Raw genomic sequence first — 23,270 nt, 5'->3', positions numbered from 1 at the left:
GCGCGGGGAGGAGTCGTCGGCGGCCAGTGCGCGCCAGCCTCCCTGGCGACTCCCCGCATCGGCGCGGTGCGCGCCCCGGTGGCCAGAAGAACCCCGACGACGACGACGAGGACGCGATACCCACCGACGGTGCGCGGTGACTCGGGGAGCATTCCGCGTACATGAGTTTTTTCTGGCAGCACCTTCACCGTGTGTTCTCCCAGACGTCGCCGGGGGACCGCACTGGGTCCCTACGGTGGTCGAGTCTGCTCGTGCACAACAGATCTCGACCGGCAGATCTCGACCGGCCAGGGAAGGACCGATGGACGACGACGCACGTACTGCGCTCGTGGACCTCCTCCTCGGTTCACTCGCCTCCGCCGGTGATCGCTTCGCAGGCGTCTGCTCCATCCTGGGCCCGTGGGGGTCCGGCAAGACCGCCATCCTCCGTGCCTTCGTCGACCGGGCGAGAGCCTCCGGTGCCCGCGTCGTCTACGTCACCTGCTCTCCCGAACACCGGGATACTGACGGAGCCGTGCTCGACCTGGTCCGCTCCGCGCTGGAATTCGACGACGGCGGTCTTCGCCACACCTCGACCCCCGTGACCCTTCCGGAGCAGGGGCGGCCGATGGACTCACCCGACCAGGTCCTGGCGGCACTCGCGCCCCTCCTCGCCGACGGCCCGATCGTGCTCGCCGTCGATGATGTGGAGTACGCGGACCAGCATTCGCTCGCAGCATTCAGGGACCGCGGGCCATGGCTCCGCAGGCAGGGAGCGATGGTCGTCTACACCTCGGGCGGGCCCTGGAATCCCGCGGCCCGGTCGGATTCCGTCCTGTCCGACGTCACCGACTATGTCTATTACGTCCCGCCGATCACCTCGTCGGGTGTCCGTGCGGCGCTCGGGGACGCCGGCGTCGACGACGCCCCCCTGACCGATGCCGTCATCGAGGGCGCGAACGGCAATCCGGCCCTCGCCAGCGCGTTGATCGCGGACCTCGCCACATCGGACGGCTCGGGACCGCCCCTGCGGGCCGGGCGGGCCTACCTCCGCTGCGTCGATTCGGCCCTGCGCCATCTGGGGCCGGAGGCGGAGCAACTCTGCGGTCTAATGGCCATGGTTCCGGCCTGCTCCACCTCTTCCGCCTCGGCCCTCGCCTCGATGCTCGGGAAGTCGAACGCCGAGGCCCGCACTCTGCTCGACGCGCTGGGCGCCGTGGGGGTGATCGACGGGTCGCGGTTCAGGATCGACGGCACCGCCGAGCACCTCCGCGCCGCCGCCGCGCGTGACGCGGACTCACCGACCGTCCGGTTTCTGGCCGACAACCGTGCGCCCGAGAGCGCTGCCGTTCCGGTCGTGCTGGCCGCATTGCGCCGGGGAGACCGGGACGCCGCGACGCGGGCCATCGCCGGGCTCGGATCCCGACCCATCCTGCCGACGCCGAGAGTGATCACCCAGATCCATCTGGCCTACGCCTGGTACTACGGACGGTGGACCGGCCCGGAGCGGGAACTGGTCCGCGATCTCACCCCCGCGCTCCTGGACCCGTGGACGTCGCTGATCGATGCGGTGACCCGTCCTGATGACGGCGACGTGGACCTGCAGACCGCTGTCGATCACCTCCTCGCCGACCTCCTCTCCGGGCCGGCAGTCCCCGAGGCGATCGCACACGTCGTGGAGGCCCTCGTGAGTCGCCGTCCTGACGCCGACCTCTCGGGATGGACGGCCCGCATCGAGGTGGTCGCAGAGGCCTCCACGGACCCGGCCGAGTCCGCGCTACTCCATACGGTGCGCGCCGCCACGCTCGTCCACACCGGGGACCGGCCGGCGGCTCGTCTGCTGGTCGACCGGGCGTTCCGGATCCTGCCGAGCGGGCGTTGGGGCGCGGCTCTCGGCTTCCCACTGGCGACGGGTCTCGCCGCGGCCGAGGTTCATACCGCCGGTACCAGCGGCCCGTCCGGTCCCCCCGATCTCATGGCCACCACCTTCCACGACCTGCGCGTCCTCCTCGCCCGGGCACGGCGCCTGGCGGAGAACGGCGCGGTGTTGGCGGCGATGGGAGATCTCCAGGCCGTCGACCGTCTGGCCGTGCAGTGCGGGCTCGACGGACCCGTGGTGGAACGGGCTCGGGCCGAACTCGTCGCGCTCCGCGCCGGATTCCCCGGGTCGGTGCTCGGTGACACCGTTCCGTGGATGCTCTCCGGAATCCCGGGTCCGACGGGAGGGCGCGCGTCACGCGGCAGTGGACCCGACGACGAGGGGGACGACCACAGACTGAGCGGGGCGGAGCTCCGGGTGGCAGAACTCGCCGCCGAGGGACTGACCAACCGCGCGATCGGGCGACGCCTGCACGTGACCGTCAGCACCGTTGAACAGCACCTGACCAAGGTCTACCGGAAGCTCGGAGTGAGCGGCCGGGTGGATCTCTCCACCGGGATCGCCAGGAGCCGGGCGGAGTACGCCGGACCTGGCCATCACCTTCACCCCATCGTGTTCCGACCACGCACCGACCCGTACCGACTCGAGGCCAAGGAAATATGACCCAAGGATCTGTGATGACGACGAAGCCCTGCACGATCTGCCGCGGACGAGTGCAGGAGTTCCACGACTTCGGCATGCAGCCGCTCTCCGACGCGTTCCGCCGCCCCGGTGACGAGTCGCAGGAGTACCTGTTCCGACTGGCCGTGGGCATGTGCCTGGACTGCACGATGGTCCAGCTCATGGAGGAGGTGGACCGCGACAAGATGTTCCACGAGTCCTACCCCTTCATCTCCGGCGGCTCGGCCGGGATGCGCGCCCACTTCGAAGGGGTCGCCACGAGGTTCCTCGAGAACACGACCGGCCGGGGAGACGACTTCGTGGTGGAGTTGGGAAGCAATGACGGGACGATGCTGTCCCACCTGGCCGATGCCGGCATGCACCACCTGGGCGTGGAGCCCTCGGCAGGGGTCGCCCGACTCGCCGTCGAGAAGGGGGTGCGAGTTCTCGGGGACTTCTTCGAGGAGGAGTCCGCCGTCCGGATCCGCGGGGAGCACGGGCCGGCCACGGTGATCTACGCCGCCAACACGCTGTGCCACATCCCGTACCTGGACTCGGTGTTCGCCGGTGTGGACGAGTTGCTGGCGCCCGACGGGATCATGGTCTTCGAGGACCCGTACTTCGGCGACATCGTCGAGAAGACCTCCTTCGACCAGATCTACGACGAGCACTTCTACCTCTTCTCCGCTCGGTCGGTACAGGAGCTCGCGCGTCGTCACGGCCTCGAGCTCGTGGACGTGGAGCGGCTCCCCGTGCACGGTGGCGAGGTGCGGTACACCCTCGCCCGGGCGGGGGCGCGGGAGGTCTCCGACGCTGTGACCGTGATGATCGCGGCCGAGGAGCGGTCGGGGCTGACGGAACCGGCGACCCTGGAGGCGTTCTCGCTCCGGGTATCGGATATCCGCCGGGATCTCGTCGCGGCGCTCACCGACCTCCGGGCGCAGGGGCTCAGCGTGGTGGGCTACGGCGCGACGGCCAAGAGCGCGACAGTACTCAACATGTGCGGGATCGGACCCGACCTGATCCCGAGGATCTTCGACAACACCCCGGCCAAGCAGGGTCTGCTCACGCCGGGGTCCCGGATCCCGGTGGTCGACTCGGCGGACTTCCCCGACCCGTACCCGGACGTGGCGGTCCTGTTCGCGTGGAACCACGCTCGGGAGATCACCGCGCGGGAGACCGGGTTCCTCGACGCGGGAGGACGGTGGCTCCTGTACGTGCCCAGGGTTCACGAGATGTCGGAACCCGCTCCCGAGCCGGTCCGTGTGTGAACCGAACAGTGTCTGAACCGGGCCATGTGTGAACCGAGCACCGTCGCGGTCCTCGGGGCCGGTGGGTACGTGGGCGGTGCTCTCGCCCGACGTCTCCACGGCCCCGGGGTCCGACTTCGGCTGGTGGGGCGCCGTCCACCCACAGTGGGTCCCGATCTCACGGCGGGTGAGGTCCACCGCCACGCCGCGGACGTCACCGACCCCCGGGCGGTCCGCGATCTGGTCGCCGATGCAGACGTGGTGGTGGTGTCGGTCCTTTACGCGCCTCACGGCAGCTGGCGGGACGCGGACGCCGACCCCGTGGCCGCGCGCAGGGTCAACGTGGGTGTCGTGGAGTCGGTTCTCGCCGCAGTCGGCAGCGCCCGTGATCCGGCTCTGCCACCGCCGGTCGTCGTGGTGCCGGGAACGGCCTCCCTGGACCACGCGGCCTCCCTCAACCACGCGGCCTCCCTCAACCACGCGACCTCCCTCGACTCCACGGCCTCCCTCGATCACTCGGCCCACGGAGAGTTCTCGCGGTACGAGCGGCACAAGGCGGAGGCCGAGGATCTCCTGATGGAGGCGACCCGGCGCGGGGGAGTGCGGGGGATCTCGCTGCGCCTGCCGACGGTCTACGGGGCGGCCGGGCCGGGTGGAACCGTGGGCCGGGGGGTCGTCGCGGGGATCCTGCGCACCGCGCTGGACGATCGGCCGCTGACGATCTGGGGAGACGGGAGCGCCGAGCGCGACCTCGTGCACATCAGGGACGTCGCCGACGCCGTCGGGAGGGCGGTCGCCTCTCCGGACGGGTTGGCAGGCCGGCCGTGGTCGATCGGCACCGGCGAGGCGGTCACGCTGACCCGGTTGTTCACCCTCGCCGCCCAGGCCGCGGCCGAACGCCTGGGCCGCACGCCGGTGCCGGTGGAGTACGTGGAACCGCCGGACGGCGCGACCGCGACCGACGCGAGATCCTCGGTGGTCGACCCGGGGCCGTTCTCCGAGCAGACCGGGTGGATCGCGAGCACTCGCCTGGAGGAGGGGCTCCGGCAGACGTGCGACGTGCTCGCTCGAGAATGAGGCTCGCCGGGTGGAGGCTGGGCCGCTACCCGGCGCCGAGCACCCTGCGCAGTTCGGTGATGACCCGGTCCTGGTCCCGCGGCGGGAGCGACGGGTACATGGGCAGGGAGAAGATCTGCTCCGCGAGGTGCTCAGTGACCGGGAGCGAGCCCCGCTCGACCCCGAGGTGCCGGAATCCGCTCATGGTGTGCACCGGCCACGGGTAACTGATGTTCAGCGAGACCCCACACCGGCCCAGTTCGTCGATGATCTGGTCCCTGTCGGGATGCCGCACCACGTGTACGTAGTAGACGTGGGTGTTGCCCACGGCCTGCCCGGGCAGCACCAGGGAGGTGTCGCCGAGGCCCTCACGGTACCGGCGCGCGATGTCGCACCGTCCGTCGATGTAGGCGTCGAGGCGGCCCAGCTTGCGGCGGAGGATCTCCGCCTGGACCTCGTCGAGGCGGCTGTTGTGTCCCGGAGTCTGGACGACGTAGTAGGTCCGTTCCATCCCGTAGTAGCGCAGTCGCCGCAGCTCGGCGTCCACCTGGGGATCGTCGGTGATCACCGCACCGCCGTCGCCGTAGGCGCCCAGGACCTTGGTCGGATAGAAGGAGTACGCGGCCGCCCGTCCGAAGGTTCCCGCCAGACGGCCGTGCTGCCGCGCGCCGTGAGCCTGGGCGCAGTCCTCGAGGACCGGGACCCCCCTGGAGTCGGCCAGGCTCATCAGCGCGGTCATGTCGACGCACTGCCCGTAGAGGTGCACGGGGACGATGCAGGCTGTGCGATCGGTGATCGCGGCCTCGACGGCGGTGACGTCCATGAGGTGGTCCTCCTCCCGGACGTCCACGAAGACCGGACGGGCACCGACCGCGTCGATCGCGACAACGGTCGGTGCCGCGGTGTTGGACACGGTGATCACCTCGTCGCCCCGCTCGACACCGAGCGCGCGCAGGCCCAGCACCAGGGCGTTGGTCCCGTTGTCGACGCCCACGCAGTGCCCCACCCCGTGGAATCCGGCGAACTCCTGCTCGAAGGCCTCGACGCTCGGGCCCATGACCAGTCGTCCGGAGGCGAACACCGTCTCCACGGCGTCGAGGATGTCGTCCTTCTCGCTGTGGTACTCCCCCAGGTATCCCCACACCCCGATGGTCATGATCCGGTCCTTTCGTCGATGGACGTCACGCGTGGGCGGCGACGAGGCTCGTCAGGCAGAGCGCGATGCTGCGGGCCTGGACGTTGAGGTAGAAGGAATGCCGCATGAAGTCCGAGATCTCGTCGAGGCCGAACCACCGGAATCCGGCGGGGGCGGACAGCCGGCCGTCGATCTCCACGACCATGTACCTGTTGCGCGCGAAGTAGAAGCGGCCGCCCTCCTCCGACTGGACCACGTCGAACCGGACGGACCCGGGCTCGGGGGACAGGAAGCGGTCGAGAAACGGCGGTGCGAGGCGCTCGGGATGGCGCTCGAGGGTGTCGGGCTGGCACTGCACCGTCGGGCCGAGTTCCACTCCGTCGGTGCAGCCCGGCTCGGTGCGCGAGCGCATCAGCACGCTCACGGTTCCGCCCTCGCGGGTCACCAGGGCCCCGACTATCCCGGGCCCCGTCGGGGCGAGCATGGGCTGGTGCCAGGACGAGACCTCTCGCCCCGTGGCGGTCACCTCCACGCCGAGGATCGTGAAGTGGCCCCCGCTGTCATGGCGGATCATCCCGTCGTCGAGGCGCCACCGAGCTGTCTCGTTGAGCGGGATCAACTCGGCGGTCAGTTCGGTGCCCGTCCGCTGGTCGGTGATCCACGAGAGTGAGCCCGACCGCGCTCCTCCGCCGACCGTCTCCACCCCGGCGAGCGCCTCGGGCGGCGCGCAGGCGAGCACCGTGCGGGCGTCCATGTTGAGCAGATCGGGCACGTGGAGCAGCTGCAGGAGCAACGGGAGGCCCACCCAGCAGAAGCCCTCGCGCGGTTCGATGGCGTCCCGGGACTCGACGATCATGTTCCGGTTCCGTTTGCGGAAGAACCAGGCGCCCTGTTCTGACTGGCGGACGTCCGCGAGCACCGACTCGGGATCGACGTCGCGGAAGTGCTCGAGATAGGGGACGGGGCGACCACCGTGGACGCGGAGGTAGTTGCTCCGGGTGGCCTGGACGGTCGGCGAGAGCTGGACCCCACCGGGGTTGCCCGGTTCGAACTTCGCCTGCATGAGGAACCGGGTGGGGCCGATGCGACTCCGGTCGGCGAGGATGCCGAGGATCCCGACCTCCGGTTGATGGATGATCGGCTGGTCCCAGGCGGGGACCGGGCCCGCCGGGTCGGTGACGCGGACGCCCTCGACGGAGAAGAACTTCCCGGACTCGTGGCCGAGGTTGCCGCTCACCGGGTCGAGGTGCCAGTTCCGCAGGTCCTCCAGCGGAACCGGCCGCGCCGTCATGGTCATCCGCTCGCGCTGCACGTCGAGCCATCCCAGGACCTCGTCCACGGTCTCGAACCCGGGCATCCGCCGGGACCCCGTGGGGCTCACAGGGCCGACCCGATCGCCGGCGTCCGATCGGCCGTCGAGCCTCGGGCCATGGCGTCGGCGCGCAGACTCTCCTCGTAGTCGGGGAGCATTCCCGATGCCTCGAGTTCCGCCGCCGACGGGGCGTTCCTGTCCCGTTCCGAGAGCACCACCTCCCGGGGATCGGGCAGGTCCAGGCCGATCTCCGGGTCGTAGAGGTCCACGGCGAGCTCGTCCTCCGGTACGTATTCCCCCGACATCAGATAGACCATCCGGGAGCCGTCGAGCAGGCTGTGGAACGCGTGCCCCACGCCCGAGGGGATGAGCAGGCACGTGAGATCGTGGCCGTCCAGGAGGACGCTCTCGACGACGCCCCGGGTCGGGGACCCCACCCGGAGGTCGACCAGGTAATCCCTGACGCGCCCCGCGGTACACATCACGTACTTGGTGGTCCCGGGGGGTGTCCGGGTGAAGTGGATGCCCCGGGCCACTCCGGCGCGGGACACGCTCGTCGCGCCCTGACGTAGTGCGAACATCCCGTCGGCACCGATCTCGTGCAGCTGCGAGTCGAGGAGGAACGGGGAGAAGTGCCCGCGCTCGTCGTCGAATCGTGGCGGCATCACCACGTGGGCTCCCTCGATGCCCAACGGTCGTGTACTCACGGCACTGCACCTCGATCTCTTCCGTGTCGGGACCAGCGTGCGCGGCCGGACACCCGGGTCGCAACGGTGCGGGCCGATGAGTGGGGTCGGAGTGGGGTGGGGCCGCGCCGCGACCGGGGTGGCGGCCTCTCGAACCCCGGTTGCTAGGGGTCGCTAGGGGTCGGCGCGCTCTCCGCTCGTGGATAGCGTCGGTCGGGAACGAGTTCGGACGGCCGTGCGCCCCGCGTGTGCCGTGGAGCCGATCCCCGGACGGAGAACGACGAATGGCACACGTCCTCTACGTGGTCCACCCCGACCACGGTCACGTGATCCCCACCGTCGCGGTCGTGGGTGCTCTACTGCGGCGCGGCCACCGCGTCTCGTATCTGACCGGGCCGAGAACGGCCGCGATCGCTCGCGAGGCCGGCGCGGAGGTGCTCGAGTACGCCTCGGAGTACCGCGACCACGACTTCGGTCGGAGCGCGGGGGAGTTGGACTACCTCATGTCGGTGCTCCTCCGGGAGTCCTCGCTCATGCTCGACGCCGCGCGGGCCGCCTTCGTCACCGAGGTCCCCGATGTGGTGGTCTACGACACCTCGGTGTTGTTCTGCGGTCGTGTCCTGTCCCGGGTGTGGGACATCCCGGCGGTCCAACTCGTACCGATGTTCGCCTCCAACGCCCACTACTCCTACCTCCGGGCGATCGGGGCCGAGGAGCACGGCGGAGCGCTGCCGGAGTCGGAAGCCGCCCCGAGCTGGATCGACCCGTTCCTCGAGGAGGTGGCGGAGGTGTTGGCCGCACACGGGGTCGAGGAGGACCCCGCCGCGCTGTGGTGGGCCGCCGAGGAACCCACGATCGTGACGATGCCGCGGGAGCTGCAACCGGCGGGGGAGACCTTCGGCCGCGAGTTCACCTTTGTCGGCCCGTGTCTCGGGGACCGGTCGTTCCTCGGCTCCTGGCAGGCGGGGGACGACTCCCGTCCGCTGGCGCTGGTCTCACTCGGGGCGGTGTTCAACGACCACCCGGAGGTGTTCCGGATCTGCATGGAGGCGTTCCGTGACACGCGGTGGAGGGTGGTGATGACGACGGCCGACGCCCTGGATCCGGTGGAACTCGACGACGTTCCCGGCAACGTGGAGCTGCGCCGCTGGGTCCCGCACATCGATGTGCTCGCCCACGCGGAGGTGGCCGTGACCCACGGTGGCATGGGTACGGTGCTCGAGGCACTGGCCACGGCGACCCCGATGGTCGTCACCGCGACCTCGGCGATGGACCGCGTCACGGGCAGGCGGGTCGAGGAGATCGGCGTGGGACTCGATCTGGACCTCGCAGAACTCGACGCCGACCGCCTCCGGCACGCGGTCGAGCGGGTCGCCGGAACGGATTTCCGGCGCGCCGCCGCCGAGATCGCGGAGCGGATCTCCCGCGCGGGAGGGACCGAGCGCGCGGCCGAGGTGATCGACGCGGCGACGGCCATTCCGACGGTCGCGAGCCGGACATGACCGCCACCTCGCTGACCATCGGGGTCCTGGGGCCGCTGGAGGTCCGGGTGGACGATCACCTCGTGAACATCGGTGGAGCCAGGGAGCGCGCCCTGCTGTCGACGTTGGCCCTCGCTCCGGGAAGCGGGGTCACGGCGGAGCGGCTCATCGACGTGATCTGGCCGGCCGACCCACCGGAGACCGCCCGGGCGCAGGTCAGCACCTGCGTCTCCCGGCTGAGGCGCACACTGACCAACGCCGGGGTGGACGGACGCACCGTGGTGGCCACCTCCCCGGGTGGGTACAGGCTCCGTGGCGCCGACGAGCGACTCTCACCCGGCGCGGGGATCCGGGTGGACGCCGAGGTCTTCCGCAAGACCCTCGCCTGCGCTCGCAACGCCGCGACGGACCCCGAGGCGGTCGACTCCTACCGGGAGGCACTCGGACTGTGGCGAGGGGAGCCGCTCACCGAGTTCCACGCACTGCACGGTGACGCGCTCCGCCTCGGCGAGGAGAGACTCGAGGCCCTCCAGTCCTGCCTGGATCTCGAGCTCCGTCAGGGACGTCATCGACGAGTGGTCAGCGAGTTGCAGGAGCTCGTCTCCGACGAGCCGACCAGGGAGCAGCTGAGGGCACTTCTGATGCTCGCGTTGTACCGGTGCGGGGACCGCGCCGCCGCGCTCGACGCGTTCCGAGACGGGCGGCGACTCCTGCAGGAGGAGATCGGGATCGAACCCGGCCCGGAGATCACCCGGCTCCACCAGCACATTCTCGAGGACCGGGTGCCCTCCCCGCGCGTGCCGGCCATGCGGCCGCCACCACGGCCCGAGCACCCCAGGCAATTGCCCATGACGCCCCGGCACTTCGTGGGACGCGCGGACGACCTGGCCTTCCTCGACTCCGAACTGCTCGACTCCGAACTGATCGGTTCCGACCTGACCGGTCGCGACCGGGACCGGGGGCCGCGCGGGGTGCTCCTCACCGGCGACCCCGGCGTGGGCAAGACCGCGCTCGCCGCCTACTGGGGTTCGAGTCGCCCCCACGCCCATCCCGACGGCCAGCTCTACGTGGACCTCGGCGAACCGGGCAGCACGACCCACGGACACCTGTCGCGGTTCCTGCGCGATCTCCACGTGCCGCAGTCCGACCTCCCGTCGACCGTCGGTGAGATGGCGGCCGTGTTCCGTTCTCGTCTGGCCGGCCGTCGCCTCCTCCTGGTGCTCGACGATGCCCCCTCGGTCGACGCGGTGCTCCCGCTGCTCCCGGCCTCACCGGGGTGCCAGGTCATCGTCACCGCCAGGGGGCCGCTGCCCGGGCTCGTCGCGCACACCGACTTCCGCCGCAGACCGATCGAACCCATGGACGAGATGGATTGCCTCGACCTGGTCAACTGCCTGACCGGAGGGTCCAGGGCGACCGATCCCGCCGATCTGTCCGCCCTGCACGACGCGACGGGAGGCAGCCCCCGCGAGCTCCGCGACCTGGTGGTCCGCGCCGTCGACCGCGGGGCCACCTCCGCGGCGGACGTGGTCGCCGTCGCCGTGGGGGACCGCCCGGAGGGGACCGTGTGCGGCGTGGCCCGGGAGTACGCGTCGGCCGCGTCGCGCTGATCCGGTCCCGGGCCCGCTCGGGTTGATCCGGTGACGTCACACCCCGGAGAACCCGGTGTCACACACCCGGGCGGACCCGGTGACGTCACACCCCGGCGGGCTCCGGCAGCGCCATCACGGACCGGACCGCCGCCTCGAGGACCCTCCCGTCGGCGCGGTGCGGAGCCCGCCAGGCCACGTGCCCGTCGGGGCGCACCAGTACCGCTCCGTGTTCTCCCACTCCGGACACCTCCGGCCACGACGGGCACGCGGGCCCGTCCGGGGTGCCGGGGTCCGGGTCTGTAGTCATCTCCACCACCTCGATCCCCACGCCGGTGGACTCCGCCGCGAGTCCGGCGACCGACCCCCAGTCGCTGCCGGCGGACGTGATCAACGTGAGAGACCCCGGGGCGATCACGTCCTTCGTCGACCGGGGGCCGCCCGGGTCGAGCGGGCCGTCGCGGTCGTCGTGGCTGACCGGGCCGACCGGGCTGTCCGCGTCGACCTGAGACGGCAGCGGCAGATGGGGGAGCAGGTGCCCGGGGCGGGTGGTAGCGACGTAGGTGAGGTACGGGTCCTCCGGATCGGGTGCCGGGGACCCGTCGGGCACGATCGCGTCCGAGGTGTAGTGGTACCCGAGGACCAGGCCCTCCGAACGACGCCGGAGAGCCTGCAGGTCGCCCGCCTCGGCCACCGTGAGCCGGTCCTCCATCATGTCCAGGGTGATCACGGCGTTGCGCAGGCTCTCCTCCACGGTCCACTGGGCGATCGGTCGACGCTCCACCTCGTAACTGTCCAGCAGTCCCGGTCCCGCCGTACCCCGCAGTACCGCGGCGAGTTTCCACGCCAGGTTGTGGGCGTCCTGGAGCCCGCAGTTCATCCCGAACCCACCCTGGGGGGTCGCGACGTGAGCGGCGTCCCCGGCCAGGAAGACCCGCCCCGAGCGGAACGACTCGGCCACGAAGACCTGCTGCGTCCAGGGCATCCGGCCGAGAATGCCCACCGACAGGTCGTCGACGCCGACGGCTGCCCGGACCAACCGGGTGCAGTGCTCGTCGGTGTAGTCCTGCGGTCCCTCACCGAGCTCCGGATCGTAGGCCGTCTGAAGCGTCCAGGTGCGGCTGTTGTCCACCGACTCGATCACACAGTAGAAGTCGCCGTGGAGGAAGTAGAGCGCGCCGCGGCGGTGTTCGAGGAGCGGACCGAGGTCCGCGTCGAACATGATCGCGAGCATGTGGCCCAGCGGCGGTGGGCCGTCGGTGCGGATACCCAGACCGCGCCGGGTCGGGCTGCGGTGCCCGTCGGCGGCCACCACGTACTCGGCGCGGATGGTTCGCGCACCCTCCGGTCCGGTCACCTCGGCTGTCACGTGGTCGCCGTGATCCGTGACCCGGTCGCAGGTCGTGGAGAAGTGCAGTTCGGAGTGGGGTGTCGCCACGGCCAGGCGGTGGAGTATCTGCTCGAACCGGTCCTGCGTGCAGATGTACGAATAGGTGGGGCTCTGGGATCTGTCCTCGGAGATCCTGGCGACCTCGTGCCTGAAGTCCGGTGAGGTGAGGGTCCTACCGATGCCGAGCGCGAGGCTGAGTTCACGGGGCATGCCCGCTGCCTCCACCTCCTGCTCAACTCCCCACTCGCGGCACAGTTCCATGGTCCGGGTCGTGAGCAGGCGCGCCTTGGGGAACACCGAGGTCGAGTCGTGACGCTCCACGAGCGCAGTGGAGATCCCCCGCCGGCCGAGCTCGACCACAGTCGCGAGTCCGACCGGTCCACCCCCCACCACGAGTACGTCGACGATCTGCGGTGAATCGGGGCCGGCGCCCGGGTCGAAGTTCATACAGGCGACCTTTCAGGGTGTAACCGCGCAGGTCAACGGGATGAAAGCCCGGTGATATCGAGGTGATAGACCGCGTCGATAGCGTCGGGACCCGACAGCCGCGGTGGACCATCGCGGCCCGAGAGACCGGACAGAAAGGTGGTCTGCGGATGTTCTGCGACGGTGCCGTAGCCCTGGTGACCGGGGGATCGCGTGGGATCGGTCGCGCGGCGGCCAAGGAGTTCGCCCGCAGCGGCGTCCACGTCCTGGTCAACTACTCCGCGTCGGCGGGCTCGGCCCAGGAGACGGTCTCCGAGATCGCCGAGGCGGGCGGGACCGCGGAGGCCGTCCAGTGCGATGTCACCGAGGAGGACTCGGTCCGGGATCTGTTCAAGAAGATCCGCGCCGACCACCGTCGGCTCGACATCGCCGTCACGAGCGCCGGCGTGACCAACGACCGCCATCTGGTGGGGATGTCCACCCGTCAGTACCGCGAGACGATGTCCGTCAACATGGACGGCACCTTCTACGTCTGTCGCGAGGCCATGCGGATGATGCAGGCCAGGCGTGCCGGCGCCATTGTCACGGTCTCGTCGGCCAGCGGCCTCGACGGTGGATTCCCCGGACAGACCAACTATGCGGCCTCCAAGGGCGCCATCATCGCGTTCACCCGCGCACTCGCCCTCGAGGGGGCCAGGCACGGCATCCGGGCGAATGCGGTGGCCCCGGGCTTCGTGGAGACCGACATGACCCGCGCCGTGCCCGCCCACCTGAGGAACGGGTACGCCAACCGGATCAGGCTCGGCCGGATGGGGTACCCGGAGGAGATCGCGAACATCATCGCGTTCCTCGCCTCGGACAAGGCCTCGTTCGTCACCGGCGAGGTCCTCGTGGCGAACGGCGGCGGGCTCGAATGACCCGCTCTCGGACTGATCCGACCCCACAGCCCACGGCCTCGAACTCCACAGCCTCGAACTCCACAGCCTCGAACTCCACAGCCCCGACCCCGACAGCCCCGAACCCGACACTGCAAGGAGCACTTGTGAACATCGACGAGATCCGTGAGACCGCCCGCCTCCGCCGGGAAGTGTGTGACCAGATCAAGGAGATGATCGTCGAGCGTCTCGACCTCCCGATCGCCCCCGCGTGGATCACCGATGACCAGCCGCTGTTCGGTCGTGGTCTGGAACTGGACAGTCTCGATGTCCTCGAGCTCTACGTGGCGATCGAGGCCGAGTTCGACGTGGCGTTGTACGACAGCGAGATGACGGTCTTCGGGTCAGTCTCGCGCCTGGCGGAGACCGTCCGGCCGGAACTGATCCGGGTCCCGGAGCCGGTGTGATGACGTCGACCAGGATCCGGACCGGCCAGGTGGCCATGGACTGCGACGAGATCCGTGAGCGGATCCCGCACCGGTGGCCGATGCTCCTGTTGGACCGGATCACCGAGATCGAACCGGGTACCTACGGAACCGGTATCAAGAACGTCACGAGCACGGAGATGTGGTTCCAGGGGCACTTCCCCGACCAGGCGGTCCTGCCGGGTGTCGTCATCATCGAGAGCCTCGCGCAGCTGTCGGGAGTCGTGTTCTCCCTTGCCGGGGCCGGGCCGGTCAGCTATCTCGCCGGGGTCCGCTCCATGCGTTTCCGCCGCCCCGTCGTCCCCGGCGACACCCTCCTGTTGAGGAGCGAACGCTCGGCTGGTGGCCGGGGGTTCGCCGAGTACCGCGTCTCCGCCCGGATCGGTGACTCGGTCGCGGCCGAAGGCGTCCTCTCGATCTCCGATCCCTCCCCACGACCCACGAACGGACACTCATGAGCACCTTCATCACCCCCCTGTCCACCGTCCACCCGGACGACGCCGTGACGGAACTGGTCGGCGACTCCGTGGTGGTGAGCGAGTACGAGGACAGCCACGCCGAGTACTCGAGCCTCCGCGACCGCGCCGGACTGGTCGACCTGGGCGGCGCCGCCCTGATCCTGGTGGCTGGCCGGGACGCGCCCGGGTTCCTCCAGGACGTCCTGGCCCGCGACGTCGAGTTCCTCACCCCCGAGCGGACGCTCACCAGCCTGGTCCTCGACGACGACGGGCACATCGTTGACGTCGTTGTGGTCTGGGGCCACGACGACGGCGCGATCGTCGAATCATCCGTCGGCGGGGGGACGCGCCTTCTCGATCACCTGCGCGCCCGGGCGACCGGCGAGGTCGAGATCACCGACCTGCGTGGCGAGCGGACCGTCATCGCCATCGAGGGCCCGTACTCCTGGGGAGTGATCGGCCGACTGATCGACAACGAGCTGGCCGCGCTGCCGCTCGACTCGGTCGTCGAGGCCATCTGGTCCGACGTGGACGTCCTGTTCGCCCGTTCGGGCTTCACCGGGGAATACGGCTACAAGATGATCGTGCCCGTGGACCGGGCGGCGGAGCTGTGGGCACTGGCCGCAGCCGAGGCCACGCCGGTCGGCAACGACGCCTACGAGCTGGCGATGCTCGAGGTCCGCCAGCCCGTCGCCCGGCACGAGACCGGTGGTGGGGTGGGCGTCATCGAGAGCGGCACCAGCTGGCTGGTCGACATCACCAAGGAGTCGTTCGTCGGTCGGGGTGCGGTCGACGCGGAGTTCGGGGCGCAGGGCGGCCGTCGCACCGTGGGCTTCATCACCGACGGGGACGTCCCCGCCGCGGGCACCCCGGTCACCGCGGGCACCGAGACCGTCGGGGAGGTCGTCCACGCCGTGGAGAGCTACGGCACGGGACGGGTCCTGGGCCTCGCGCGCCTCGACCGGGACCTCGCTGCGGCCGGCCTGGTGCTCGATGTGGCCGATGCGCCCGCGGAGACGGTCACCAGCCCGTACGTGACCCCCAAGAGCTGGTCCATCCCGATCGTCTGAACCCGGACGGCCCCGGGGGTCGTCACCAATCCTGTGGAGGGAAATCTCGATGGCACCGCAACCCGTGGTCGTCACCGGTGTCGGCGTGATCTGCGCCGCCGGCCGTGACACGACCGAGTTCTGGACGTCCCTGATGGGCGGAAGATCCGGTATCGACGAGGCCACCACCGGGCCGTTCGCGGAGTTCGACGCCCGGTTCGCCGGTCGGGTCCCGGACGAGTGGTTCATGGCCGCTGCTCGTGCCGGGCTACCCGGGATCGACCGGACTGCCGCGCTCGCGGTGGCGGCGGCCCGGGAGGCGTACGAGGGCGCCGGGCTGGACCGGGCACGGCCGGAACCCGACCGCGTCGGCCTGGTCCTCGGGAAGTGCCAGGGGACCCCCACCGCGGACGGCGGGTACCAGCAGATCCACAAGACTGCGGACGTCGTGGCCGAGCAGCTCGGGTCCCGCGGGCCGCGGGTCCTGCTGTCGACCGCGTGTGCGGCCGGAGGGAACTGCATCGGGCTCGCCCGGGACAAGCTCCTCACCGGGGAGGCGGACGTGGTGCTCGCGGGCGGGGTGGACCCTCTGCAGTTCGGCACCTACGCCGGGTTCGCGGGTCTGCGTGCGTTGAGCACCGAACCGTGCCGGCCCTACAGCGCGTCCACGGGGCTGAACCTGGGTGAGGGGGCGGCGTTCCTCGTCGTCGAACGCCTCGACCACGCGCGTGAGCGCGGCGCCACCATCCTGGCTGAGGTCGCCGGGTACGGACTCTCCGCCGATGCCTACCACGCGACCGCCCCCGATCCGACCGGCCGCGGTGGCACCTCGGCGGTGCGGCGGGCCCTGGCCGACGCCGGGCTGGGCCCGGACGACGTCGACTACGTGTGCGGCCACGGGACCGGGACGCCCGCCAACGACGCGATGGAGCGCAAGGTGATGCGCAACGTCTTCGGTGATCGCGCGTCCAGCGTCCCCACCAGCGGGATCAAGTCCTTCCTCGGGCACACGCTCGGGGCGGCGGGCGCAATCGAGGGCGTCGCGTCGGTCCTGGCGATCATGCACCAGACCGCGCCGCCCACCATCGGGTTCGACGACGACGCCACCGACAGTCCCACCGCCGACAGCTCCCTCGACTTCGTCCCCAACACCGCGCGGTCCATGCCGATCGACACCGTCGTGTCGACGAACTACGCGTTCGGCGGCAACAACGTCGCCGTGGTCCTGCGCGCCCCGGACGAGAACCGGCCGGGAGCGGAGCTGCCGGAGCGGGAGGTGGTGATCACCGGACTCGGTCCGGTGACCGGAGCCGGAGTGGGGATCGGTGACTTCTCGGCTGTCGTCGCCGGCGATACGACCGGCCCCGACTCCGGGGTGACGCCGCAGCCCGATCTCGCCGGCCGGGCCTTCGCACCGCGCACCATGTGGCGGCAGGCCAACTCGCTGTCCAGACTCGCGATCGCCGCCTCCAGGCTGGCCTGGGAGGACGCGGCACTGGCACTGCGCCGCAACGAGCTCGAGAACGTCGGCGTGATGTACGCGACCGAATCAGGGTCCCGCGAGAGCGTCGGCGACTACGACGACAGTGTCCTGGCCAACCCGAACAGCCCCGCGATCCACAGCTTCTCCAACGTCGTCCTCAACGCCACCGGCGGCGCGGTGTGCCAGGCGCTGGGGTTCCGCGGCCCCACCACCACCGTGTGCGGTGGCGAGGCCTCGGCGACCCTGGCGATGGAGTGCGGGATCGAGACCATCCGGGCCGGGAAGGCCGAGGTGGTCTTTGTGGTCGCCGCGGACGAGGTGGACGACGGCACCGGGATCACGGGAGCCTCGGCCATCGTCCTCGAGTCCGCGGATCACGCCCGTGACCGGGGGGCGACCCCCTACGCCAGGATCATCGCCAGCCGCCACGTCGGTGAGGGCGTGGGGTCCACCGCCGCCGAGGAGTTCGGGCGCACGGTCGCCGGGGCGGATCTGACCGGGCTGGACGCGGTCTACGGGGACGGCGCGGAGCTGGTCCCGGGGATGGAGTCCGTCACCACCGCCGGGGTGACCGGCAGGTGCGGCTCGGTGACCGCGGCACTCGACGTGGTCATTGCCGCGGAGCGGATCTCCCGGGAGGGCGCGGGAACGACCGTCGTCCACGCGCATGCGCCCGGCTCGGTCCGCGGCACCGTGGTGCTGGGGCGGCCGTGAGAACCCCCGCCGACACCGACACCGGCCGCGACGCCGACACCGACACCGGCCGCGACGCCGACACCGACACGCAGACGCCGTTCGATCTCGCCGAGGCCGACAGGCTCCTCACCACCACCCGCTCCGTGCGACGGCGGCTCGACCTCGAGCGCCCGGTTCCGCGGGAGGTGCTGCTGGAGGCGATCGACGTGGCGCAGCAGGCGCCGACGGCCGACAACGCGCAGAACTGGCGCTGGCTGGTGGTCACGGAGCCGGAGACCAAGGAGGAGCTCGGTGAGCTCTTCCGGACGGCGTGGGAGTTCCACCGTTCGGAGATGACGCAGCGGGCGGGGAGGCGGCGCGATTCCGCGTCCAGCCGGCGGAACATGGCCTCGGCCGAGACGCTGGCGATGAACGTGGCCCGTGTCCCCGCGTTGGTGATCCCGTGCGTCCTCGGTGCGCCGCCCGATCCGGCGGACATCGACGCCAGGTGGATGGTGGCCAACGCGCACAAGGCCGACGGCGATCCCGCGTTCTCGGTGCGGCCCGGTCACCTGCGCTCGAGCATGTTCTACGGGTCCGTCTACCCAGCGGTGTGGTCGCTGCAGTTGGCGCTGCGCGCGCGGGGGCTGGGCAGCACGGTGACGTGCCTGCACCTGCCGTTCCGGGACCGGGCTGCCGAGATCCTGGGGATCCCCCGGGGGATCACCCAGATCTGCATGCTCCCCGTCGCCTACACCATCGGTACCGACTTCCGTCCGGCGCGCCGGCACCCTGCCGCCGAGCGGACCTTCTGGGAGAGCTGGGGGAGAGGACAGTGACGACGACGACCACGACCACACCCACGACACCGACGCCGACGACCACGACTCCGACGACGACGAGGTCCGGCCCGAGATCCACGGAACCCGCACCCACGACGAAGGCCGACGTGGTGATCGTCGGTGGTGGCATCGGCGGGACCGCCCTCGCGTGCGGTCTGGCGGGATCGGGCCTCGAGGTGGTGCTGCTCGAGAAGGTCGCTCAGTACCACGACATCGTCCGGGGCGAATGGTTGTCCCCGTGGGGGATGCAGGAGGCACGCAGGCTCGGAGTAGAGGATGCCCTCGCGGCCGGCGGTGCCTGGGAGATCCGGGAATGGGTCCAGTGGGACGAGACGACCGACCCGGACGAGGCCGGATCCGTGGACCTCACGGGCCTCCTGCCGGAGATCGGTGGCCCTCAGACGTTCCCGCACCACCAGGTGTGCGAGCAGATGGCCTTCCAGGCGGCCGACTCCGGGATCGAGGTGATCCTCGGCGCCTCGCGTGTGGAGATCGGGCGCGGCGATCGCCGTCAGGTCCACTACACCGGAGCGGACGGGGCACGTCACACCATCGACGCCGGGTTCGTCGTGGGCGCCACCGGCCGGTCCAACATCGTGGGCCGTCAGCTCGGGCTGAAGATGGACCTCACGGTGCATCACCGGGGTGCCGGACTCCTGGTCGACGGGCTGGACGAGTGGCCCTCCGACACCCAGGCGATGGGGACCGAGGGTGACGTCATGTTCATGGTGTTCCCGCAGGGCTACGGCACTGCCCGCCTGTATCTCAACTACGACCCCGCGCACACCCGGCGCTACTGCGGGCCCGACGCGGTGACCGAGTTCCTCGAGTCGTTCCGGCTCAGGTGCCTGGCCGACCGCGGCGACTACATCGCCGACCACGCGTCCCCCGTCGGCGAACTGACGGTGTGGCCCTCGATGTCCGGCGTGCCACTGGGCGACTTCGTCTGGGACGGGGTCGCCCTTATCGGGGACGAGGCCGGGTCCTGCGACACGGTCCTGGGCACCGGGTTGTCCTCCGCCCTGAGGGACGCCCGGCACGTGCGCGACGTCCTGCTCGGCCCGGACTGGTCCGTCGACGCGTTCTCGGAGTACGTCCGAGAGCGCGGGGCCCGGATGGATCGCCTGCACCACGGTGCGCACATCTACCACGAGTTGTTCGTCGAGTTCGGCGAGTACGCGGTGGCCCGCCGCCGCCGGGCCCGGCGGCTGATGAGCGAGAACGACGCGTACCAGGTCACAGGGTTGCTCAACATGATCGCCCCCGAACTCGTACCGGACTTCGGGTTCAGCGAGTTCTTCACCGAACGACTGCTACTGGAGACACGATGACCCTGCAGACCGCCACATCACCCCGCGCCCGGAGCCGGGCGGGCGACCGGCTGGAGCGTGAGACGGCCGTCCTCAACGGGGTGGAGATCGCCTATCACGACGCGGGGGACCGGGCCGCCCCGGTGATCCTGCTGCTCCACGGGTTCCCGGACTCGGCGGACCTGTGGCGCCATCAGATCCCGCCGCTGGTCGAGGCCGGCTACCGCGTGGTCGCCCCGGACCTGCGCGGCTTCGGCGACTCCGCCAAACCCCAGGAGATCGACGACTACCTGATGCCGAAGCTCGTCAACGACGTCGTCGCACTGACCACCAGCCTGGGGATCACCAAGGCGCACGTGGTGGGCCACGACTGGGGGGCCGCCATCGCGTGGATGTACGCGTTCCTCATGCCGCGACGCGTCGACCGGCTGATCGTGTTGTCCGTCGGGCACCCGGGGACCTTCGAGAACCCGACCATCGAAGCGCGAGAGAAGACCTGGTACATGCTCTACTACCAGTTCCCCGGGGTCAGCGAGAAGCTGCTCCGCCAGGGCGGGTGGCGACTGTTCAAGCAGATCATCGGCGGAGAGGGCGACCAGACCCGGTACCTGCGTGACCTCGCGAAGCCCGGCGCGCTGACCGCCGGACTCAACCTGTACCGCGCCAACCGCTCGCCCGAGTCCGAGTTGCGCACCGGGGGCAACTTCCCCCCGGTGCTCGCCCCGACCCTGGGGATCTGGTCCGACGGCGATAAGGCGATGGTCGAGGACGCGATGACGGCCTCCGAGAAATACGTCAAGGGCACGTGGCGATACCAGCGGGTCGAGGGCGCGAGCCACTGGATACCGCTGGACGCCCCGGACATCGTGACCGACGCGATCCTCGGGTTCGTCGCGGACGAGACTTGCGTGTCCGCCCAACCGACCACCCGGCGCCGGCGGCTGTAGCCGTGTTCGCTCTCGCCTTCCCCGGACAGGGCACCCTCAGGGTGGGAATGGGCGCGTGGATGCGGCGACGGGACGTGGCCCGCGCCGTCCTGGACCGCGTCGACGAGATCCTGCAGCGACCGCTGTCCGACCTCGTGGCGACCGGCCCGGCCGACAGGCTCGTCGACACCCGGAACGCCCAACTCGCGGTGACCGCCTGCAACCTCGCCGCACTCGAACTCCTGCGGGACGAGGGGATCCGACCGACGGTCGTCGCAGGTCACAGCGTGGGTGAGTTCTCCGCGCTCTTCGCCGCCGGGGTGCTCTCGCTCGAGGACACGCTGACCCTCGTCCGTCGCCGATCCGACCTCATGGCCGCGGTGTCCCGGGTGGGCGGCATGGCGTCGGTGATGAAGCTCGACCTGGCGGAGGTCGAGCGTCTGGTCGGGTCGGTCACCGACGAGGGTGAGCCGCTCGTGGTGGGGATCGAGAACGGGCGCGGCCACACCGTCGTGTCCGGGTCGGCGAGGGCCCTCGACCGGTTCGTCGACGCCGTCGACGGCCGGGCACCGGTCACCCGTCTGGCGGTCAGCAACGCCTTCCACTCGCCGCTCATGGACGAGGCGCAGCAGCAGTGGCGCGAGGAGGTGGACCGGTACACCTTCGCCGCACCCGACGTCCCCGTGATCCCGAACGTGCGGGGGACCGAGGTCACCGACCCCGTGGACCTGCACGAGTGCGTGATCGACCAGCTCACCGGCCGGGTGCGCTGGACCGAGACCCTCGACACCCTCGGCGCCCGAGGGGAGCGGACCAAGGTGGAGGTGGGGGACAGCAAGGCGCTCACCAAGATCGCCCGGGCCCAGGGCCACACCTGGTTCACGATGTCCGACCCCGCGACACCCGCACGATTGGCCCGGGTCGCGGAGCAGGCGGCGGGCCCGGGCAGGGAGGTGGCGAGCTGATGCACAGCTGCGGCGTCGCGATGATCGACTTCGGTGGGTTCCACACTCCCGAGCAGATGTTGGGCCGGATGGATTCTGACCGGGTATTCACCCGCGTGGAGACGCTCCGGTCCCGCCAGGGCGTCACCCTGCAGCACTGGGCCGGCAGGTTGGCGGCCAAGCAGGCGGTCCTGCGGCTGCTCGGGTTGCCGGTGACCGAGGAGTGGCTCTTCCAGGCGGAGGTGGTCCCCTCGCCGTCGTCGCTGTGCCGGTCGGACCACCGCTGTCTGCACGGCCACCCGCCCCGCGTGGTGCTGGGCCCGGACCTGGAGCTGGCGGTGATGGCGGACGGGTGCGACGCCGTGGTCGTGAGCATCACCCATTCGGACACCACCTCGTTGGCCGTCGCGGTGCCGTCCCGCCGGCGCACCGAACCGTGCGCGCGGGGCCGGTCATGACCGCGGGGCTGCCCACCGTGGGCGCGACGCTCGCCCGGGACCTCGTCGAGGCCTGGGGGACCGGGGACTTCGAGCCGGTGGCCGGCCGAATCGGGTGGTACCGCGATCCACTGACCGATGGAATCGCCGGCCCTGAACTGGCGGCCCACGCGCAGGTGTGGCGTGAGGTGTTGGACCCGGGCGACTGGGAGGTCCTCGACGTGGCGGAGGGGTCGGCATCGGTGGCGCTGACCTGGTCGGTCGAGGTCACGCACCGCGGACGGGTGCTGGACGCCCCGCCCACCGGTCGGTCGGTCACCCTGACGGGCACGGACGTGTTGACGACCTCCGGCACCGGAACCCGGGTGGTGCGCCATGTCGACCTTGGTGCGCTCGCCCACGCCCTGGGCCACGACGTCGTCCTGCGTCCCGAGGACACCGACGCGCAACGGTTCGGATCGGCCAGCCGGATCCCCGTCGAGTCGGGCGCGGAGGTGGGGGCGCTCGCGCTGACCTGGTTGGGGGTCCGGGCGGAGTCGGAATCCGACGACGTCGACCGACTCAGCGTCGAGGTCTTCCGTGCCCTCCGGGCGTCCAAGGGCTTTCTCGGAGCGGTGACGGTCGACATCGGGGACCGCAAGTACACCCTCAGCGCGTTCGACTCCCTCGACTCGGTGCGCAGTGTCCAGAACCGCGCGCACCGCAGGGCGGTCCGGAAGTTCTTCTCGGGCCGCCTGTGTTCAGAGGCAGTGGTCACCACGTGGGCCCCGGCGACCTCCGCGTGGTTCCGGCGGTGCGCGGGGTGCGACGACCTGATCCCCGCCGACGCCGACGCCTGTGAGTGCGGAAGGCCCGCCATCAGATCCACCCTGCTGTGACCACTCGGTCCCCGCAAGCCCAGCCCACTAGAACCCCGCCCGCTCGAACCCAGCCCGCCCAGCCC

Annotated in this window: 20 protein-coding genes; 16 read left to right on the top strand and 4 right to left on the bottom strand. The window is 70.8% G+C overall.

The genetic code is table 11. The features are described 5' to 3' along the window. Positions 1-301 precede the first annotated feature (301 nt). The 3 genes from A6048_RS11550 to A6048_RS11540 are packed head-to-tail and all read left to right on the top strand — an operon-like array spanning position 302 to position 4,845. Positions 302-2,521 carry a helix-turn-helix transcriptional regulator gene (locus A6048_RS11550; protein WP_107746543.1) on the top strand — a complete coding sequence of 740 codons (2,220 nt, stop codon included), beginning with the start codon at positions 302-304 and terminating at the stop codon, positions 2,519-2,521. A 14-nt stretch (positions 2,522-2,535) separates the two neighbouring features. Further along, positions 2,536-3,789, top strand: a complete 1,254-nt coding sequence (locus tag A6048_RS11545; RefSeq protein WP_107746544.1) for a class I SAM-dependent methyltransferase — start codon at positions 2,536-2,538, stop codon at positions 3,787-3,789. Between the two features lie 24 nt (positions 3,790-3,813). After that, entirely contained in the window at positions 3,814-4,845 is a 1,032-nt protein-coding gene (locus A6048_RS11540; RefSeq protein ID WP_107746545.1) for an NAD-dependent epimerase/dehydratase family protein, read from the top strand. Positions 4,846-4,870: 25 nt separating this feature from the next. On the opposite strand, the gene A6048_RS11535 is transcribed toward A6048_RS11540, so the two are convergent. From A6048_RS11535 to A6048_RS11525, 3 genes are read right to left on the bottom strand one after another with little or no spacing between them, the layout of a single operon-like run. Beyond that, positions 4,871-5,980, bottom strand: coding sequence for a DegT/DnrJ/EryC1/StrS family aminotransferase (locus tag A6048_RS11535; protein WP_107746546.1), 1,110 nt, complete (start codon positions 5,978-5,980; stop codon positions 4,871-4,873). Positions 5,981-6,005: 25 nt separating this feature from the next. After that, positions 6,006-7,316: an NDP-hexose 2,3-dehydratase family protein gene (locus tag A6048_RS11530; protein WP_107746547.1), complete on the bottom strand. Its 1,311-nt coding sequence runs from the start codon at positions 7,314-7,316 to the stop codon at positions 6,006-6,008. A 20-nt stretch (positions 7,317-7,336) separates the two neighbouring features. Further along, positions 7,337-7,978, bottom strand: a complete 642-nt coding sequence (locus A6048_RS11525; protein ID WP_235027371.1) for a dTDP-4-dehydrorhamnose 3,5-epimerase family protein — start codon at positions 7,976-7,978, stop codon at positions 7,337-7,339. Positions 7,979-8,241: 263 nt separating this feature from the next. Here A6048_RS11525 and A6048_RS11520 point away from each other — a divergent pair, with 263 nt between their 5' ends. Both A6048_RS11520 and A6048_RS11515 read left to right on the top strand, forming a co-directional pair. After that, positions 8,242-9,459, top strand: coding sequence for a macrolide family glycosyltransferase (locus A6048_RS11520; RefSeq protein ID WP_107746548.1), 1,218 nt, complete (start codon positions 8,242-8,244; stop codon positions 9,457-9,459). Further along, positions 9,456-11,048: an AfsR/SARP family transcriptional regulator gene (locus A6048_RS11515; RefSeq protein WP_107746549.1), complete on the top strand. Its 1,593-nt coding sequence runs from the start codon at positions 9,456-9,458 to the stop codon at positions 11,046-11,048. The genes A6048_RS11520 and A6048_RS11515 overlap by 4 nt, the downstream gene beginning before the upstream one ends. An 85-nt stretch (positions 11,049-11,133) precedes the next feature. On the opposite strand, the gene A6048_RS11510 is transcribed toward A6048_RS11515, so the two are convergent. After that, a complete protein-coding gene (locus tag A6048_RS11510) occupies positions 11,134-12,864 on the bottom strand; it encodes an FAD-dependent monooxygenase (protein ID WP_107746550.1) in 1,731 nt (576 codons plus the stop codon). 149 nt (positions 12,865-13,013) lie between these two features. On the opposite strand from A6048_RS11510, the gene fabG reads away from it, so the two are divergent. The 11 genes from fabG (at position 13,014) to A6048_RS11455 (ending at position 23,205) form a co-directional block, all read left to right on the top strand. Then, positions 13,014-13,760: a 3-oxoacyl-ACP reductase FabG gene (gene fabG, locus A6048_RS11505; protein WP_107746551.1), complete on the top strand. Its 747-nt coding sequence runs from the start codon at positions 13,014-13,016 to the stop codon at positions 13,758-13,760. Between the two features lie 125 nt (positions 13,761-13,885). Beyond that, positions 13,886-14,185, top strand: coding sequence for an acyl carrier protein (locus tag A6048_RS11500; protein ID WP_107746552.1), 300 nt, complete (start codon positions 13,886-13,888; stop codon positions 14,183-14,185). Then, entirely contained in the window at positions 14,185-14,661 is a 477-nt protein-coding gene (gene fabZ, locus A6048_RS11495) for a 3-hydroxyacyl-ACP dehydratase FabZ (protein ID WP_107746553.1), read from the top strand. Before A6048_RS11500 ends, fabZ begins: the two co-directional genes overlap by 1 nt. Then, the gene (locus A6048_RS11490; protein ID WP_107746554.1) at positions 14,658-15,731 is read left to right on the top strand and encodes a glycine cleavage T C-terminal barrel domain-containing protein; all 1,074 of its coding nucleotides are present in this window, start codon (positions 14,658-14,660) and stop codon (positions 15,729-15,731) included. Before fabZ ends, A6048_RS11490 begins: the two co-directional genes overlap by 4 nt. Positions 15,732-15,780: 49 nt before the next feature. After that, a complete protein-coding gene (locus A6048_RS11485; protein ID WP_107746555.1) occupies positions 15,781-17,907 on the top strand; it encodes a beta-ketoacyl-[acyl-carrier-protein] synthase family protein in 2,127 nt (708 codons plus the stop codon). 125 nt (positions 17,908-18,032) lie between these two features. Then, positions 18,033-18,707: a nitroreductase family protein gene (locus A6048_RS11480; protein ID WP_159110223.1), complete on the top strand. Its 675-nt coding sequence runs from the start codon at positions 18,033-18,035 to the stop codon at positions 18,705-18,707. Then, positions 18,704-20,041 carry an FAD-dependent oxidoreductase gene (locus A6048_RS11475; RefSeq protein ID WP_107746557.1) on the top strand — a complete coding sequence of 446 codons (1,338 nt, stop codon included), beginning with the start codon at positions 18,704-18,706 and terminating at the stop codon, positions 20,039-20,041. Before A6048_RS11480 ends, A6048_RS11475 begins: the two co-directional genes overlap by 4 nt. After that, positions 20,038-20,967, top strand: a complete 930-nt coding sequence (locus A6048_RS11470) for an alpha/beta fold hydrolase (protein WP_107746558.1) — start codon at positions 20,038-20,040, stop codon at positions 20,965-20,967. The genes A6048_RS11475 and A6048_RS11470 overlap by 4 nt, the downstream gene beginning before the upstream one ends. A gap of 2 nt (positions 20,968-20,969) precedes the next feature. Then, the gene (locus A6048_RS11465) at positions 20,970-21,911 is read left to right on the top strand and encodes an ACP S-malonyltransferase (protein ID WP_107746559.1); all 942 of its coding nucleotides are present in this window, start codon (positions 20,970-20,972) and stop codon (positions 21,909-21,911) included. Continuing rightward, the gene (locus tag A6048_RS11460; RefSeq protein WP_107746560.1) at positions 21,911-22,348 is read left to right on the top strand and encodes a holo-ACP synthase; all 438 of its coding nucleotides are present in this window, start codon (positions 21,911-21,913) and stop codon (positions 22,346-22,348) included. Before A6048_RS11465 ends, A6048_RS11460 begins: the two co-directional genes overlap by 1 nt. Next, complete coding sequence (locus A6048_RS11455) at positions 22,345-23,205, top strand: nuclear transport factor 2 family protein (RefSeq protein WP_146166334.1); 861 nt, start codon at positions 22,345-22,347, stop codon at positions 23,203-23,205. Before A6048_RS11460 ends, A6048_RS11455 begins: the two co-directional genes overlap by 4 nt. Positions 23,206-23,270: the final 65 nt, after the last annotated feature.

The sequence above is a fragment of the Dietzia psychralcaliphila genome (assembly GCF_003096095.1).
In the GTDB taxonomy this organism is placed as follows: domain Bacteria; phylum Actinomycetota; class Actinomycetes; order Mycobacteriales; family Mycobacteriaceae; genus Dietzia; species Dietzia psychralcaliphila.
Note: the sequence above shows the minus strand (reverse complement) of the source record. Positions and strands in the feature narration are given on the sequence as shown.